We start from the raw sequence: 14309 nt of genomic DNA, 5'->3' as shown, positions 1-14309 counted from the left end.
AACATAGAAGTCAATCCTAATAAGACAGTATTTGCGTCTCGTCGCCGTGTCTCGGCAGGGCATAGCCATCGAGGCCACCAGCGCACCCCCCAATTCACAGCACGTGATTAAGAGCTCGCTACTATTTTCAAGTCAGCTCTATGCGAATCAGCAAGGAGCTGTCATAGTTGACAGCATGAGCTCTCCCAATGACATGAGCGATTGTCGCTCTAAAGGGACTTGAGCTCTGTTTGGAGCAAGACACATGTACGTTCACGTACCGGCCCTTCGCGGGAAAATGGGAACCCGCACCTACTACTCCTGCCTAATGCCGCTGGAGGCCATTCTTAACATGTTCAAGTTCGACCCTGACGAGCGTCAGTGGACGGACCTGAGCCCGGAACAGCGCGAGCAACGGGCTCTCAACAAGAGCCGCGTACCGTCGATTACCTCCTACATTCTCGACAACGAAGACGATTATCTGTTCGCCTCGATTACCGCCTCCTACAAGGCCGAGCCGATTTTCGTTTCTTCCCCGCAGCCTGACGGGTCCGACAATATCGGCACACTCAAGGTCAAGATGGGGGATGACTTAATCATCAATGATGGCCAGCATCGTTGCGCGGCCATTGTCGAGGCCGTGAAGAAGAACCCCCATTTGGCCAGCCAGACCATCTCGGTTCTTCTGTTTCCTTGGGAGAACATCACGCGGGTTCAGCAGATGTTCACCGATTTGAACCGGCACGTGGTGAAAACCTCCAAGTCGCTCGACGTGCTGTTTGATAAGCGCGACCCTGTTTCAATCGCCACTATGTTCGCGCTCGATAAGGTCCCGGTCTTCAAGGAATTGACCGAGAAGGTGGAAGCCGGCCTCAAGGCCAAGTCTACGAAGATTTTTACTTTGGCGGCGGTCTACGACGCCAATAATGATCTTCTGAAGGACCAGGACGAAAATGACGTTGAAGGCAACACCAAGCGGCTGGTCGAGTATTGGACGGTCGTCGCGCAGCACATGCCGGACTGGGGCAAGGTCCTGAAGGGCCAGAAACTGGCGAGTGAAGTGCGCTCGGATAGTATTTCGACCCATTCCACCGTCCTGCGCGCCCTTGGTGGCCTCGGGGCCGAATTGATGAAATCGGATGATTGGCGAGACCGTCTCGCGGCCTTGGAACACATCGAATGGTCAAAAACGAACCCTGACTGGCAGGATGTGTGCATCGTGGCCAATTCGGTTGTTTCCAATCGCCAAGCCCGTGCCGCCACCAAGTCCTACATCAAGGGACGGCTTGGAATGGACCTGACAGAAGCCGAGCAGCGCTCGATCACCAAGGCTGCGGCTTAAGCCGCTCTAAAGCGGGATGGGTTTATGCTGAATCGATTTGGGATTCCCAAATCAGCCGGTTTCTGATTCACCATGCTGGCTGGACGGAGGCCAGCATGGATGGGCAAGCCGTACTCTCTTGATCTTCGCAAGCGTGTTGTGGCCGCGATCGAGGGCGGGATGTCCCGCAATCAGGCCGCCAAGCAATTTGGGGTGGCAATCAGCACGGCCATCGGCTGGATGAAGCGGGTTGATGAGACTGGCAGTGTCGAGCCCAGCCAGATCGGCGGCTACAAGCCGAAGGCAATCTCGGGTGGGCACGCGGTCTGGCTGTCGCAGCGGATCAAGGACGGCGATTTCACCATACGCGGTCTCGTTGCTGAGCTCGCCGGGCGCGGCCTGAAAGTCGATTATCACTCGGTATGGGACTTCGTGCATGCCGAGAAGCTCAGCTTCAAAAAAAAGCGTGGCGGCTGGCGAACGCGATCGTCCCGAGGTCGCGCGGCGGCGAGCCCAGTGGGCAAAGTATCAAGATCGCGTCGAAGCTGAACGGCTGGTCTTCATCGACGAGACCTGGACCAGGACCGACATGGCCCCCTTGCGGGGATGGGCGCCGCGCGGGAGCAGACTTCACGCAAAAGTCCCCCACGGCCGCTGGAAGACCATGACCTTCCTGGCGGCCCTGCGCCATGACCGGATCGATGCGCCATGGTTCATCGAGGGGCCGATCGATGGCGTGAGCTTCCGCACCTATGTCGAGAAGGTTCTCCTGCCGACCCTTCAGCCCGGTGACATCGTCGTGTTGGATAATCTCGGTAGCCACAGGAGCAAAGTGGTTCGCCAGCTCATCCGTTCGGTCGGCGCCAAACTCTTCTTCCTGCCAAAATACTCGCCAGACCTGAACCCGATCGAACAAGTCTTTGCCAAGCTTAAGCACTTGGTCCGCAAAGCTGCCGCGCGAACCGTCGACGCTGTCTGCGCAGCAATCGGCCACGCACTCGATGCCTTTACCTCAGAGGAATGCGCCAACTACCTCAAAAATTCAGGCTATCGAACCTAATGTCATCACGTTTAGCAGAACTATGCGGGGCCGTCGGTTCGCCGGCGGCCCTTCACATTTGCGGTTCCCACAATCAGCGTAGACTTGATGCCCAACCCTACATCGCGATTGAACCTATGCCGACCCTTGGGCCCTTTCAGGCTTCGCAGAGCTTTATCGGTCACTTAAGAAGGACAGGGCCGCAGTCCGCCACTGTTTTCCGTTCAAGCCCGTTCCAGCATGTTTGCGATTGACTGCGCGTACCGGCGGCCACGACGAGCACCGCGCGCATTCGGGGCCTCTGCCATCTGCCGCAGCGTGCTCGCACCGGCCTTCTGCGCCTCCGATGATCGGCAGCACGTTGGCCGCGTAGCGATCAGCCTCAGCCTTCACAGCGGCCACAGCGCCTTTGCGGGCCACTTGAAGCCTCGGGTTGCCCAGCGTGACCCCGCGAGCCTTGGCGGCCGATAGGGCTTGCCGTGTCCGTGTCGAAATCAACGCGCGTTCCTTCTCGGCAAGCGCAGCGAAGAGGTGCAACACGAACGGGTCTACGTCTGGCCCTAGCTCAGCGACCACGAAGGGCACCTTATGCGCCATCAGCCCGGAAATGAAATGCCCATCGCGGCTGAGCCGGTCCAGCTTAGCTACAGCTACGTGGCACCGGATCTTCCTTGCGGCAGCAACGGCCGCCTTTAGCTGCGGTCGGCGGTCCAGAGCATCAGCACCCTTGCCGTTCTCCTCTACGAACTCGCGCACTACCGTGAACCCCTCAGCCTGCGCGAAGTTAGCGAGCGTCTGCCGCTGCGCTTCAATGTCCAACCCCGAGCGCCCTTGTTGGGAGTCGAGACACGGATGTAGGTAATTAGTCTGCGCTCGGTCGAGTGGCCCTCCACAAACTATGTATTAATACAAGCTTATAGTTCTTACGTTGCGCCGCCTCGTTTCGCTCAGAAGGGCGGCGCCGATCCATGCATTCTCGAAGGGAAGCTCTTAATCGTAGCTACCATTAGTAATCTCTTTATTGACACTCACTACCTTTGGTCTTTATCAAGAGTAAATCCTTTTACGGAGTCGTGAGGTGGCAAAAGCTCCGATCGAAATTGGGGTGGTCCCGCTCTCGGGCTGCCGCTGCCGCTGTGGGCACGAATGGCTGCCGCAGAAAGAAACCCGCGATAGCGATGAGAAGCCCCGCGTTTGCCCGAAGTGCAAGAGTGCAAACTGGGATCAACCCTATCGATCAATCCGAAAAACTGCCAAAGGGCGCAAACAATAATGGCCAAGAACGGTAAGAGTCCGAAGCAAGCGCAGTTGCCGCTGCTCCCGAAGAGCCCAAAGCTAGCCAAGGCAAAAGAGTCGGAAGTGGAAGCTTATGCTTTCATTAGACAACGTCTGCGGGACCTCGGGTGGGTAGTTAAGGACCCTAGCAAAGGAGGAAACGGACAGGTCTGGACTCAGAACCAGTGCCTTGCTGATCCGCAGATGAAGGAGGCTTTTGGGTTAGTGCGCCCGGAGAACGTGATCAAACTATCAGAAAAGTTCTTGTGGGTGATCGAGGCGAAGGCAACGAGGAAGGAACTGGACAAGGCGCTTGACGAAGCGACGAATTTTTACTGCGAGAAAATCAATGGCACCAAGGGTCAATACAAAGCGCTTTTGGCGACCGGTGTCGCGGGCAACGAGGAAGCGGGCTACCTGATGCGCACAGCCATCCGCGTGGATGGCAAATGGGTAACGGTTACGATCAACAAGCAAGAAGCGACTGGCTTATTGTCGTCCGACGACGTGAAGGTGCTTCTCAAAGGCGGCTCGGATGTCCACGAGTTTGCGCGCCACAATGGCTTTTCATTTCGGCCGCTGAGCGGATCAACGAAATTCTTCACGCGGGCGGGATTAATAAAAATGATCGCGCCAAGACGATCGCCGCGTTACTCTTGGCCGTCATTGATACTCCTCCCGATTTGGATACAAAGCTCCCAATCCTTATCGCCGATATCAATTCGCGCAGTGAAGCCGAGCTGACGGCGAACAAAAAGCCGGATTTCGCACCTTTCGTGAAATTGCTCCCCCCAACAAGTACCACGAACCACGTCAAGTTCCGAAACGCGCTCGTTAAAACAATCCTTGAACTCCAAAACCTAAACATCCGCTCGGCGATGAATTCGAGCACGGACGTGCTGGGGCAGTTCTACGAAGTGTTTCTCAAGTACGGAAACGGCGCAAAGGAAATCGGGATAGTTTTGACTCCCCGCCACATCACGCGGTTCGCGGTCGAGGCCATCGGAATGGGACCCAAGGACATCGTCCTAGACCCAGCTTGCGGAACTGGCGGCTTCCTGGTTGCAGCGTTTGATCATGTGCGCCGTAACAGCACTAAGCAACAAATTGAGAAGTTCAAGCGGTATAATCTGTTCGGAATTGAGCAGGAGTCCTATGTCGCTGTCATGGCGATTGTGAACATGATCTTCCGTGGAGACGGTAAGCACAACATCGCCGAAGGGAATTGCTTCACGACGTTCATAACCGCAAAAAACGTCGACGGACACGCATCTGCTCGGTTCACGAAATCGGCTGCGGAGCCAGGCAACGAGCCGGTAACGCGAGTTCTCATGAACCCGCCTTTTGCTCTTCGCGGTAGCAATGAACATGAATACAAGTTCGTCACTCACGCGCTTTCTTTGATGTCCGATGGGGGCGTTCTGTTTAGCCTATTGCCCCTCGATGCCTTATTTGGGAGCCGCGAAGAGAAAGTTTGGCGCAGGGATGAGCTGTTGCGAAATCACACTCTGCTATCTGTAGTCACAATGCCAGACGAACTCTTCTATCCTGCTGCACTAAAGCAAGTGGCGGGCGTTATCATCAAAAAGGGCCAGCCACATCCAAAGGACCAGCCCGTGTTTTGGGGTAGGATCGAGCGTGATGGTCATTTGAAGGTGAAGTCTAAGCGGCTTCCTGCTCAGGAACTTAGACCGCCTCGAACTGAGTTAGACCAAGTACCAGCAATCTTGACCCCGTTGCGCGCTTTCATTGCAGCTCCCGGGGCATCGTCAATCAACGTCCCGCGACTATGTAAGACCGCACCTATCGACTATGATGATCCTCTGCTGGAGCTCTTGCCAGAAGCTTACGTCGACTCTGAACCGCCCTCTCCCGAAGTTCTGGCGAAAGCGGTAGACGACATGGTACGCGAAACGGCCGCATTCTTGGTTCGTTTCGGGAAGGAAACGCGGTCAGAGAACTACGATGAAGCCGATTGAAGAACTATTCAACTTGCATCGAGCCAAGTCTGGACTCTATAGCGAGTATGACAGCGGCGAGGTTCCGTACATCGGAAATGGCTTTCCGGATAATGGGGTCACAGGGTTCGTCACTCCCTTACCTGATGATAAAGTTTTTCAGTTCACTGGCATTGCAGTGTCAGCGTTCTGCGAGGCCACAGTGCAAGCGGCGCCTTTTGTGGCCTGCGGGCGCGCGGGCAATGGTCTCTCCGTGCTTGAGCCCAAATCGCCCATGCCGCTTGAGCAGCTTGCTTACATCGCATCTTATATCAATACAGACCTGCGCTGGCGGTTCAATTGGTATCGGCAGACGACAGTGGACCGCCTTCGCCACCTCAAAGTCCCCGACGAGATGCCGGCTAACTTGAGCTTCGACGTGAAAGCGGCACTGCCGAAGCGGACTGACGTCAAGCGGGAAAAGTGGAAGCTAAATTTGAAGATGTTTCGCCTAGGGGACTTCTACGACTTGGAGCCGGGTCATTTTCACAGCGTGGGAGAGCTTCCTCCTGGGAAAGTGCCGATCGTCTCTTGCGGGCACTCCGATAACGGCGTCGTAGGCTACTTTGACGTGGGCGACGCTCCAACCTACGCCGACCGTATAACGATAGCCTTCAACGGGAAAAACACCCTTACGGCAAAATATCATCCCTACAAATTTGCCGCGAAAGACGACGTTGCAGTTTGTCATCCTAAAGGCCCTCTACTGCCCACTACCGAAATGTTCATACAAACGATGGTAAATCGGGAGCGCTGGCGGTATTCCTATTATCGGAAGTGTTACTCCGATAAGCTCCGGCGCTTTCAGATAGGTATTCCGGCAAAGGGCGGCATGATCGACGAAGAAACCATTCGAGCGGTTGTAGAGGCCTCACCCTACTGGGCTTACATCAAGACCGCAGTCGATCCGTCCGCGCATCAGGGGGCGCCTACACTCGGTTGATGGCAATTCCGGACGTAAGGGTCAGAAAGGTTGTCGTCGGCAAGCAATCTAGCTCAAGGCAAACCTTGCTGGTGGTAGCAGCCCGTGGTAGCAATCGAAGAGCAGTTAAGCCGATTTGTTTTGGTCTTTCAGTGTCTTCCCGGGTTGCCCTTCGTCTCCCCTAGGGAGCGCCACCTAGTACTCATCTCTGAACCCGGAACAGGCCCGTTCCGGGTGGCCAAGACCGCCTTTCGAGCACGTCTTTACTGCCTTTGATTCTGATTTGGGTATCGTCGACCTCGATCACGTCGATCAGGGCTTGCAGATATGCCTTTCGGAATGGAATCGCCCCCGCGGTAAAATTCTCCCGCATGGTACGGCCGAACCGCTCCAGCAGTACGGGGTCGATCTGAACGGCTTCCGATGAATGCGACTTGGCGCGCTCGAGGGCGCTCCGGGTGCGCTCACGATCGGCCTTGAGCGAATTCAAACGGTCCTTCAGGACTTCGTCCATTTCGGTCATGCCCTCCTCAACCAGCCGATACAGGCGTTTGAGTTTGTCATCGGCGTCGGCGACCTCGCGCTGCAGAGCGGCAATCCGGGCATTCGCCGCGTCCGCCTTTTCCGATCGCCGGGAAGAGAGCGAGGACAAGATGGCAGCCAGCCGCTCCGGCTGGAACAACCGTTCTGTCAGGTGAGTGGTGACAAGGGTATCGAGCTTCGCCATCGGAATCGACCGGCCCTTGCAGACGCTCTTGCCCTTTCGGGCGCAGGTCAAGCACGCGCAATATCGATAGATGGCGCCGGTCTTCGAGGTGCCGGTCCGCAAGGTCATTCCCCCGCTGCAGGTCGCGCAAACGGCGAGGCCCGTGAGCAGGATCGGTCCCGTCGTCACGCGTGGCGCGGCGACCTTCGGACTGCGGGCGTGGAGTTGACGCTGGACCTCTTCAAATAAATGGAGATCGATGATCGCCGGAACCTTGGATGTAACGATCTCTGTCAATCGGCGTTCGACTGGGACCCCCTATCGGCATCCAAAAGGGGCTCTGACGCAAGTTTGGTGCAGCGCCGACTATTCTGCACCCATTAGTCTGGCTTGAAGCAAATCGATTTTGCCACGGCCGTACATTTGACGTCTGACGAGCTTGAGGCGCGTGATCTGACCTTCAGTCTGTCCGTTGGACCAGGGCAAAGTGAATGCTGCTTGAACTGCGACTTCATCCTTGGCGACGCCGCTGGCGAACGAAGCGACGAGACTGGCCCGGGCGCGCTGGATCCATGGGATGAGGCTCGCCTCGGTCTTGCGCCGGATCATCAGGTGGAATTCGGCGATGATTTCGCGTGCCTCGACCAGGGTTGGTACGCCAGCTTCGATCGCCGCGACCGTGACGGTCTCCGCTTTCGTGAGCAAGTCCCGCCCGATCGTCATGAGGCGCGCGATTGTTCTGGCCGACGGGATCCGCTGCAGGTTCTGTGCGTCGGCTCTTTCGGCTCGTCGTCTGCGGGTCGCCCACTCGCTGACGACGCGTAGCGAGCCGTGGAAACCACGCGCTCTTAAGCGACGCCAAAGGTCAGCCCCGTTGCAACGGCCGGCCGCCCACTGATCATCGAGCCATGGCAAATGCAGATCCAACGAGCTTTGCCGAGTCCGGAAGATATCGGTGCGTTCGCCGCGGATCACCTGCCGTACCAGCTTCCTGCTATGGCCGGTCTGGCGCACGATCTGCTTGATGGGTATGCCGTTCTTCGACAGAGCCAGGATGGCCGCATTGGTCTCCTCGCGGCGTAAATAGCCCTCATACTGAAGGCGTTCGGCTGCTGTAAGCAGCTTGGGATCGATCGTGGTCGCGCCGATGACTGTACGGATTTGGCGCATCGATTTGCGGACGGCATCAAGGAAGGCCCGACTTGCGTTCTCCATCAAATGCCAGCGGTCGGCGACCTGCACCGCGTGTGGCAGGGCCTTTGCTGCCGCTTCGCCATAACCGCCGCCACGATCGCGGGCGACGACCGAGATCGTGGGATGAGCAGCCAGCTAGGCTTGTGCGGTCGCGGGCTCACGATCCGGCAGCAAGGTGACTACCCGTCGCCTCTCCAAGTTGCAGATGATGCTGGCGTATCGGTGATTGCGCCGCCAGGCCCAATCATCAATGCCGATAACCTTGAGCTGGTCAGCCGGCGAACGACTGCGGCGTCGGACCACGCGCAGGAGAGTATCCTTGCTCACTGGCAGCATCAGCCGTTTTGCGAAGCCCGCTGCCGGTCGACCGCCAAGCGCCAGACCGAGGTGGTGGACGATAGAGTCCAGCCTCACCGTGCGTCGCGCCGATGGGGCCAATATCCCATCGGCGAAACGCTCGGTGAAGATCTGGCGTCCGCACAGGACGGCCTCGCAGCGGAAGCGGCGGGCGATCACCAGGAGCTCTACGACCCGCCCGGACAGCGGCAGATCGGCCACGCGTCGTCGATACCGGCTATGGATACGCCGCGAAACTGTCCCGCATGATGGACACAGGCCGACACTCCGGGACGCCCGGACCGTGATAATGGCCTTGTCACCCTCGTAGCACGCACTCTCTACAACAAACCCACGCGGCACTAGACTGGAGCGGTGGAGTGCTTGCTGCATGGCGCTGATTCTCCTCCAATCGAAACGGCAGACATCCCTCGAACTGCATCAAAAGTGAGTCAGAGCCCTTATTCCATGCCGAAGCACAGTTGGCGACATAGTGCGTTTGCGTTGGCCGATCGTGGGCTTGAGCACAGTGCTAAATCGCTGGAAGTCGTCCCGCAGATTATAGATCGCTATCGCGAGTGAACGATACCGCTCTAAGGTGAGCAATCCGCCGACCTGACGTCCCAATGCATCGATTGACCTCTGGAGCTGAGCTATCGCCTGCAGAGCATAGATCTGATTTTCAAGTATCTGATCCAACTTGAGGTTGATGGCTGCAAATTGTTCTCCCAGGCCGCCGCCCTTAGCATTGAGTGACTGAATCGCACTAAAGACTGAGAGAGCAACCTGAGCGACCGCAAGTGCTGCCATCGGCGCGATCGCTTTGGCCGGTGGGATTGCGAATGGATCAACAAGCGCAACGCCTGCTGTCGCGGCAAGCGCCTTGATTACTTTCCTCCGCTCCCATCCAGATCGCATAGTTCTGGTACCCCGGCGGTTACAACCGCGAACCTCGTCACCCGATGGTTCGCCGCGCCATTGCGGAGGCTAGTGAAACGCGAAATTCGCCTACCGTCCATATCCCTCGACAGGCTAATCTCCATAAATGGAGATCGGTCTCTCAATACGGTAATCCGGATCTATTCTCGTCAGGCGAATTTCTGCCAGTCATTCATGGTCCTAGCAAATCTTTTAAATCGTCGAGTGGGAGCCCCGGGGCGGCCACCGTAAGTGGATCGCGCATAAGGGCATCTGGGCGAAGAGAACAGGGCCAGGTCGGCCGAGGGCGAGGCCCGGCCCCCTTTCAAGGGCCAGGAGGATCTGCAATGGACCGTCGTCGGCAGGCCCGGCCTTCGAAGAATGGATGACCAAACGGTGGTTATACGGAGATCGTTCCACGTACTCGATCCTGACGAGACCTAGAGAACCTCCGACAGGCTAAGGCATCCGGTCCCGGGCCCGCAGGCCAATCTGGCCGACCTACCGGGACAGAACGGTTAGGCGAGCGAGACCGTTAAATCGGCCTTCGAGTCCGGCTCGCCTCCGCTTATGTAACGGCGTCGACGTTTCTTGTCCCCGCAGCGCTTGCGAGAGCTACTACACGGCTTTTGTGCATTCAGACTGCGCCACAACCAAAGCACTGGAACTCAAACACGGGACGTGCTGATATCCCGCTGTGGTGATCAGCGGTCTCCTCATGCGCGCTCCTTCGACAAGGCCAAAGACGTATATGGTCGCCGGCACCCATAGCGGTGCCGGCAAGACCACCGTCACACTCACCTTGCTTCATGCGATGACGACCAAGGGGCTTTCGGTTCAGCCGTTCAAAGTCGGACCGGATTTCATCGACACTGCCTATCATGGTGAAATCGCTGGTCGAGCATCGGTCAATCTCGATCTATGGATGATGGGGCCCGATATCGTTAGAAGTTCCTTTGAGCGGTTTTCGGCCGACAGCGACGTCGCTCTGATCGAGGCGATGGGAGCATTGTACGACGGTGAGGACGGCACTGAGCGCGGAAGCGCGGCTGATGTCGCCAAGCTGCTCGATGTGCCAATTATCCTGGTCATCGATATCTGGGGAATGACGCGGAGCACCATTCCTCTGCTTACGGGCTTTCTGTCCTTCGATGCAGATCTCAAATTTGCGGGGTTTGTGATGAACCGCGCAGGGAGTGACCGTCATGCGGCAATGGTCCGCGACGCGCTACCCCATCATCTCAGGGCACTGTGCCTAGGGTATGTCCTTCACAGCGACCAGCTAGCCATACCCGAGCGTCACCTGGGATTGGTCACACCGGACGAAAACGCCGTAAACACTTCGACCAGACGGGCTGCTCTGAGCTCTGCAAAGTCTGGATTGGATATCGACGCCTTGATTCCGGCGCCAAGCGCCAAGAGCCAAAACATAGCAACACCACTGCAGATCAGCGGCGACAAGGTGCGCATCGCGATAGCTCGCGATTCGGCGTTTAGCTTCTATTACCTTGAGAATTTGGCATTTCTCGAACAAGCTGGTGCGGAGCTGTGCCCTTTCAGCCCGATCTCCGATACCTCCTTGCCGACCAATATATCTGGCATTTACCTCGGTGGCGGTTATCCTGAAAGTTTCGCGACCGAGCTTGCCTCTAATCTTCCGCTCGTCGATCAGCTAAGACAGCTTACATGCCTGGCCTTGCCCATGTACGCGGAGTGCGGAGGCTTCATTTATCTGGGGCGGTCGCTCACCCTCTTCGATGGCACGACACAGCCAATGGTCGACGTCTTTCCGGTCGACATTGTTATGGACCCGAAACACCTCGCCATTCGCTATGTCAGCGTCCGGACAACGACCGCTTCAGCGCTAGGACCGGCCGGCACAATTGCAAGAGGCCAGGAATTTCACCAATCGCGCATCGTGAAGAGCCTTGCGGGTACGGAGTTCTATGAGGTCACGGCATCGAACGGCGAGCATTTCGAACATGGAATGCAGCGTGGCGGTGCCACAGGCAGTTACATCCACCTACATTTTGCGTCCAATCCTGCAATTCCTCAGCATTTTGTTCAAAGCTGTCGTGCCTGGTCGAGGGAATTTCTATGAGGCTCATTAGAATAGCGATTGCCTTTCTTACATTGACAAGCGCCGTCCATGCCGCCGAACCGACGGTTAAGGTCGCAGCAGTCCACTTTCAGCCGATCGAAGGCGACGTAAAAGCGAACGTGACCAAAATCGTCGAACTGACGCGTGAGGCAGCAAAAAGGGGTGCCAAACTCGTCGTTCACACGGAGATGGCGACAGCCGGCTACTCATTCTTCAGCCGCGAGCAGCTTAGCAAGGTTGCCGAACCGATCCCGGGACCGTCTACGCGTGCCATTGGCGCGGTCGCACGCGAGTTCGGTGTCTATGTTGCGTTTGGGCTTCCAGAGTATGATGCCTCGGCAAACCTGTACTACAACGCGGTCACCCTAGTCGGCCCTCGAGGACAGGTCATTGGTACCTACCGCAAGCGCAACAATCTGCTTGAAGCGTCATATAATTCGGAAGTCTGGGCACCAATTCCGACCTACGACACACCGTTTGGACGCGTAGCTATCGTGATCTGCGCCGACATGTTTTACAGCGCCTTTCCCCGTCTGGCGGCGTTAGCAGGCACAAACATCCTTATTGCGCCCGCCAATGTCGGCATCACCACCGACTTTATGAAAGTGCGGACTTGGGAAAACGACTTCTCCATGGTTGTCGCAAACCGTTTCGGTCACGGCGGCAAAGGATCCAAACCGACTTACTTCAACCAGGACTCGTTCGCGATCCCGTCGCCATTTGACTACGATTTCAGCGACAGCCGGACCGCCATCGTATCCAACAAGCAAGAGGTGCTCGCCGACTTTTCCGAACCGAGCAACCATATTGTCTATGCAAACCTCCCAGTTCGCAAAACTCGCGCGCTTCCTGTTGTACGGCGCCCATCGCTCTATTCCGTTCTCGCTCAAGACACCTTGGAATCCTACACGTTCGGCCAGTTCGGGCTGCCGCCAGCCACTGTTCTCGCTGCCGCGGCTGTCGACCCCGGCCCACAATCGGATATCTGGGCGGCCGGCCTTACGGCCGCGCAGAACGTTCTTGCTGAGGCCAAAGGCAAGGGTCTCGCATTAAGACTGATTGTTTTTCCATCAAACTACTTCAAAACGGCCGACGCTGATGGCGTCTCCAAACTGAAAGGCTTCTCGAAAGAGAACAACGTCGACGTCGTTGTCCAATATTCCGCAAGTGCTCCGCCGCAGAGCGTCATGTTCGCGTCAAACGGCGAAAGCTACAGCTACGATCGTACGCACCGGCTTCGTTCTGAACCCATTCCCGACAAGAAGTTAGCTTCTCATTTCTGGATGGTCGATCGAGACTATGGACGAGTGGCATTGCTTCAGGATGTCGACCTCATGGCGCCTGAGACGTCTCTTACGATGGAGAAGCTCGGCGTCGACATCGTGGCACTGAGCGCAGATACTGATCTTCCAATCGCTAGCAGCTTGTGGGCCAGTCGAACCGCGGACTACTACAACATCGTTGTAGCTAATCGCCGGGGAAAGGAGGGGATCTATCTCGGTGGCTACCCGTCCGGCCCGCAACTCGTCGAAGGTGACGGCGCAGCCATGGCGCAGATCGATACCAAACACGTGCGGTCAAAGAAGGCTCCGCGATTTCTCGATTTCTCGAAGCTTCTCACACCGTGTGGCGGCAACAATTGTTAGGCACGAGGCCTATGCTGCGCACCGTTTGCTGGACGGCTGACGGGCTCGCTCGCGGCCTGCGCGGCTTCATAACAATATGCGATCTCTGAAAATACCGATTTGTCGGCTGACCACAGTCCGAGCATTTGCGCGTTAACGTTTCAACTGGGGGAGGGAAAGAGTGGCTCTATTTCGAGAAGAGACCGCAGAGGTTGCGCCGGAGGATCTGCGGGCATTTGTGGCTGGCCCAAAGTCCTACGTGCTCCGGGGGCGCATCGTTACGATGAATGACGCCCACGACGTGATTCCCGATGGATACGTCTGCATAAAAGATGACCTGATTAAAGAGGTCGGCCCATGGTCGGGAGGCGTGCCCGCCCCCTTTAGCGGCGTCCCAATCATTGTAACAGGCGGTACGATCTACCCCGGGCTAATCGAACTGCACAATCATCCGGCGTACAACTTCATCCCGATGTGGACGGCGCCGCGCCGGTTCGACAACCGTGGCATTTGGCGAAAAGATAAGGGCTATATCCGCTGGGTATCCAATACAGACTATTTGCTCTGCAATCACCCGAACGCGACCTATCCCAAAGCGGTTGTACGATATGTCGAGTGTCGGGCCCTTCTTGGTGGCGTCACCACAACGCAAGGTGTGCGATATCAGACGGACAAGGAGGTCACGAAGTACTTCGAAGGCCTTGTTCGAAATGTGGAGTTTCCATTTAAGAAATGGCCTATTGCCGACGATTACATTAATGACTTCAATTCACCGGCAGAAGCCGAGGCGAACGTCGGGCCGGGCCCTCACGTCCGGGAAGCCCTACATTATCCACCTATGCGAAGGTACCGACGTCAGTACGCAAGGACTTTTCGATAACCTAAAGAAGGCTGAC

Annotated in this window: 11 protein-coding genes and 1 pseudogene; 8 read left to right on the top strand and 4 right to left on the bottom strand. The window is 56.9% G+C overall.

From position 1 onward, the window contains the following. The first annotated feature begins 244 nt into the window (after positions 1-244). On the top strand, positions 245-1321 hold the full coding sequence (dndB, locus tag N2602_RS34860) for a DNA sulfur modification protein DndB (protein WP_260380944.1): 1077 nt from the start codon (positions 245-247) through the stop codon (positions 1319-1321). Between the two features lie 99 nt (positions 1322-1420). Further along, a protein-coding gene (locus N2602_RS34855) for an IS630 family transposase (protein WP_409241874.1) occupies positions 1421-2360 on the top strand; the annotation gives its coding sequence in 2 pieces (ribosomal slippage) (positions 1421-1756 and positions 1758-2360; 939 coding nt in all). A gap of 153 nt (positions 2361-2513) precedes the next feature. Here N2602_RS34855 and N2602_RS34850 read toward each other — a convergent pair. Beyond that, complete coding sequence (locus N2602_RS34850) at positions 2514-3158, bottom strand: recombinase family protein (RefSeq protein ID WP_311738773.1); 645 nt, start codon at positions 3156-3158, stop codon at positions 2514-2516. A 453-nt stretch (positions 3159-3611) separates the two neighbouring features. Here N2602_RS34850 and N2602_RS34845 point away from each other — a divergent pair, with 453 nt between their 5' ends. Genes N2602_RS34845 through N2602_RS34835 form a run of 3 tightly spaced genes read left to right on the top strand, consistent with a single transcriptional unit; the run spans position 3612 to position 6554 of the window. After that, on the top strand, positions 3612-4358 hold the full coding sequence (locus N2602_RS34845) for a hypothetical protein (protein WP_260380942.1): 747 nt from the start codon (positions 3612-3614) through the stop codon (positions 4356-4358). Then, positions 4271-5593, top strand: a complete 1323-nt coding sequence (locus tag N2602_RS34840) for a class I SAM-dependent DNA methyltransferase (protein ID WP_260380941.1) — start codon at positions 4271-4273, stop codon at positions 5591-5593. Before N2602_RS34845 ends, N2602_RS34840 begins: the two co-directional genes overlap by 88 nt. Continuing rightward, positions 5580-6554: a hypothetical protein gene (locus tag N2602_RS34835; protein WP_260380940.1), complete on the top strand. Its 975-nt coding sequence runs from the start codon at positions 5580-5582 to the stop codon at positions 6552-6554. The genes N2602_RS34840 and N2602_RS34835 overlap by 14 nt, the downstream gene beginning before the upstream one ends. A 181-nt stretch (positions 6555-6735) precedes the next feature. Here the strand turns inward: N2602_RS34835 and N2602_RS34830 are convergent, their stop codons facing one another. The 3 genes and pseudogenes from N2602_RS34830 to N2602_RS34820 all read right to left on the bottom strand — a co-directional run bounded on the left by N2602_RS34830 (position 6736) and on the right by N2602_RS34820 (position 9579). Then, positions 6736-7536, bottom strand: a complete 801-nt coding sequence (locus tag N2602_RS34830) for a zinc ribbon domain-containing protein (protein WP_260380939.1) — start codon at positions 7534-7536, stop codon at positions 6736-6738. 69 nt (positions 7537-7605) lie between these two features. Further along, a pseudogene (locus N2602_RS34825) lies at positions 7606-9162 on the bottom strand (ISL3 family transposase). 48 nt (positions 9163-9210) lie between these two features. Then, a complete protein-coding gene (locus N2602_RS34820) occupies positions 9211-9579 on the bottom strand; it encodes a hypothetical protein (RefSeq protein WP_260380938.1) in 369 nt (122 codons plus the stop codon). 859 nt (positions 9580-10438) lie between these two features. Here N2602_RS34820 and N2602_RS34815 point away from each other — a divergent pair. The 3 genes from N2602_RS34815 (at position 10439) to N2602_RS34805 (ending at position 14293) form a co-directional block, all read left to right on the top strand. Then, entirely contained in the window at positions 10439-11788 is a 1350-nt protein-coding gene (locus N2602_RS34815) for a cobyrinate a,c-diamide synthase (RefSeq protein ID WP_260380937.1), read from the top strand. Then, on the top strand, positions 11785-13434 hold the full coding sequence (locus N2602_RS34810; RefSeq protein WP_260380936.1) for a nitrilase-related carbon-nitrogen hydrolase: 1650 nt from the start codon (positions 11785-11787) through the stop codon (positions 13432-13434). The genes N2602_RS34815 and N2602_RS34810 overlap by 4 nt, the downstream gene beginning before the upstream one ends. 160 nt (positions 13435-13594) lie before the next feature. Further along, a complete protein-coding gene (locus tag N2602_RS34805; RefSeq protein ID WP_260380935.1) occupies positions 13595-14293 on the top strand; it encodes a hypothetical protein in 699 nt (232 codons plus the stop codon). The last annotated feature ends 16 nt before the right edge of the window (positions 14294-14309 follow it).

This window comes from Bradyrhizobium sp. NC92, assembly GCF_025200865.1.
In the GTDB taxonomy this organism is placed as follows: domain Bacteria; phylum Pseudomonadota; class Alphaproteobacteria; order Rhizobiales; family Xanthobacteraceae; genus Bradyrhizobium.
Note: the sequence above shows the minus strand (reverse complement) of the source record. Positions and strands in the feature narration are given on the sequence as shown.

What these genes read in the sequence shown, in the direction of transcription:
- dndB (WP_260380944.1), top strand. Translation starts at nt 245, where the DNA reads ATGTACGTTCACGTACCGGCCCTTCGCGGGAAAATGGGAACCCGCACC.
- N2602_RS34845 (WP_260380942.1), top strand. Translation starts at nt 3,612, where the DNA reads ATGGCCAAGAACGGTAAGAGTCCGAAGCAAGCGCAGTTGCCGCTGCTC.
- N2602_RS34835 (WP_260380940.1), top strand. Translation starts at nt 5,580, where the DNA reads ATGAAGCCGATTGAAGAACTATTCAACTTGCATCGAGCCAAGTCTGGA.
- N2602_RS34820 (WP_260380938.1), bottom strand. Translation starts at nt 9,579, where the DNA reads ATGGCAGCACTTGCGGTCGCTCAGGTTGCTCTCTCAGTCTTTAGTGCG.
- N2602_RS34815 (WP_260380937.1), top strand. Translation starts at nt 10,439, where the DNA reads ATGGTCGCCGGCACCCATAGCGGTGCCGGCAAGACCACCGTCACACTC.
- N2602_RS34810 (WP_260380936.1), top strand. Translation starts at nt 11,785, where the DNA reads ATGAGGCTCATTAGAATAGCGATTGCCTTTCTTACATTGACAAGCGCC.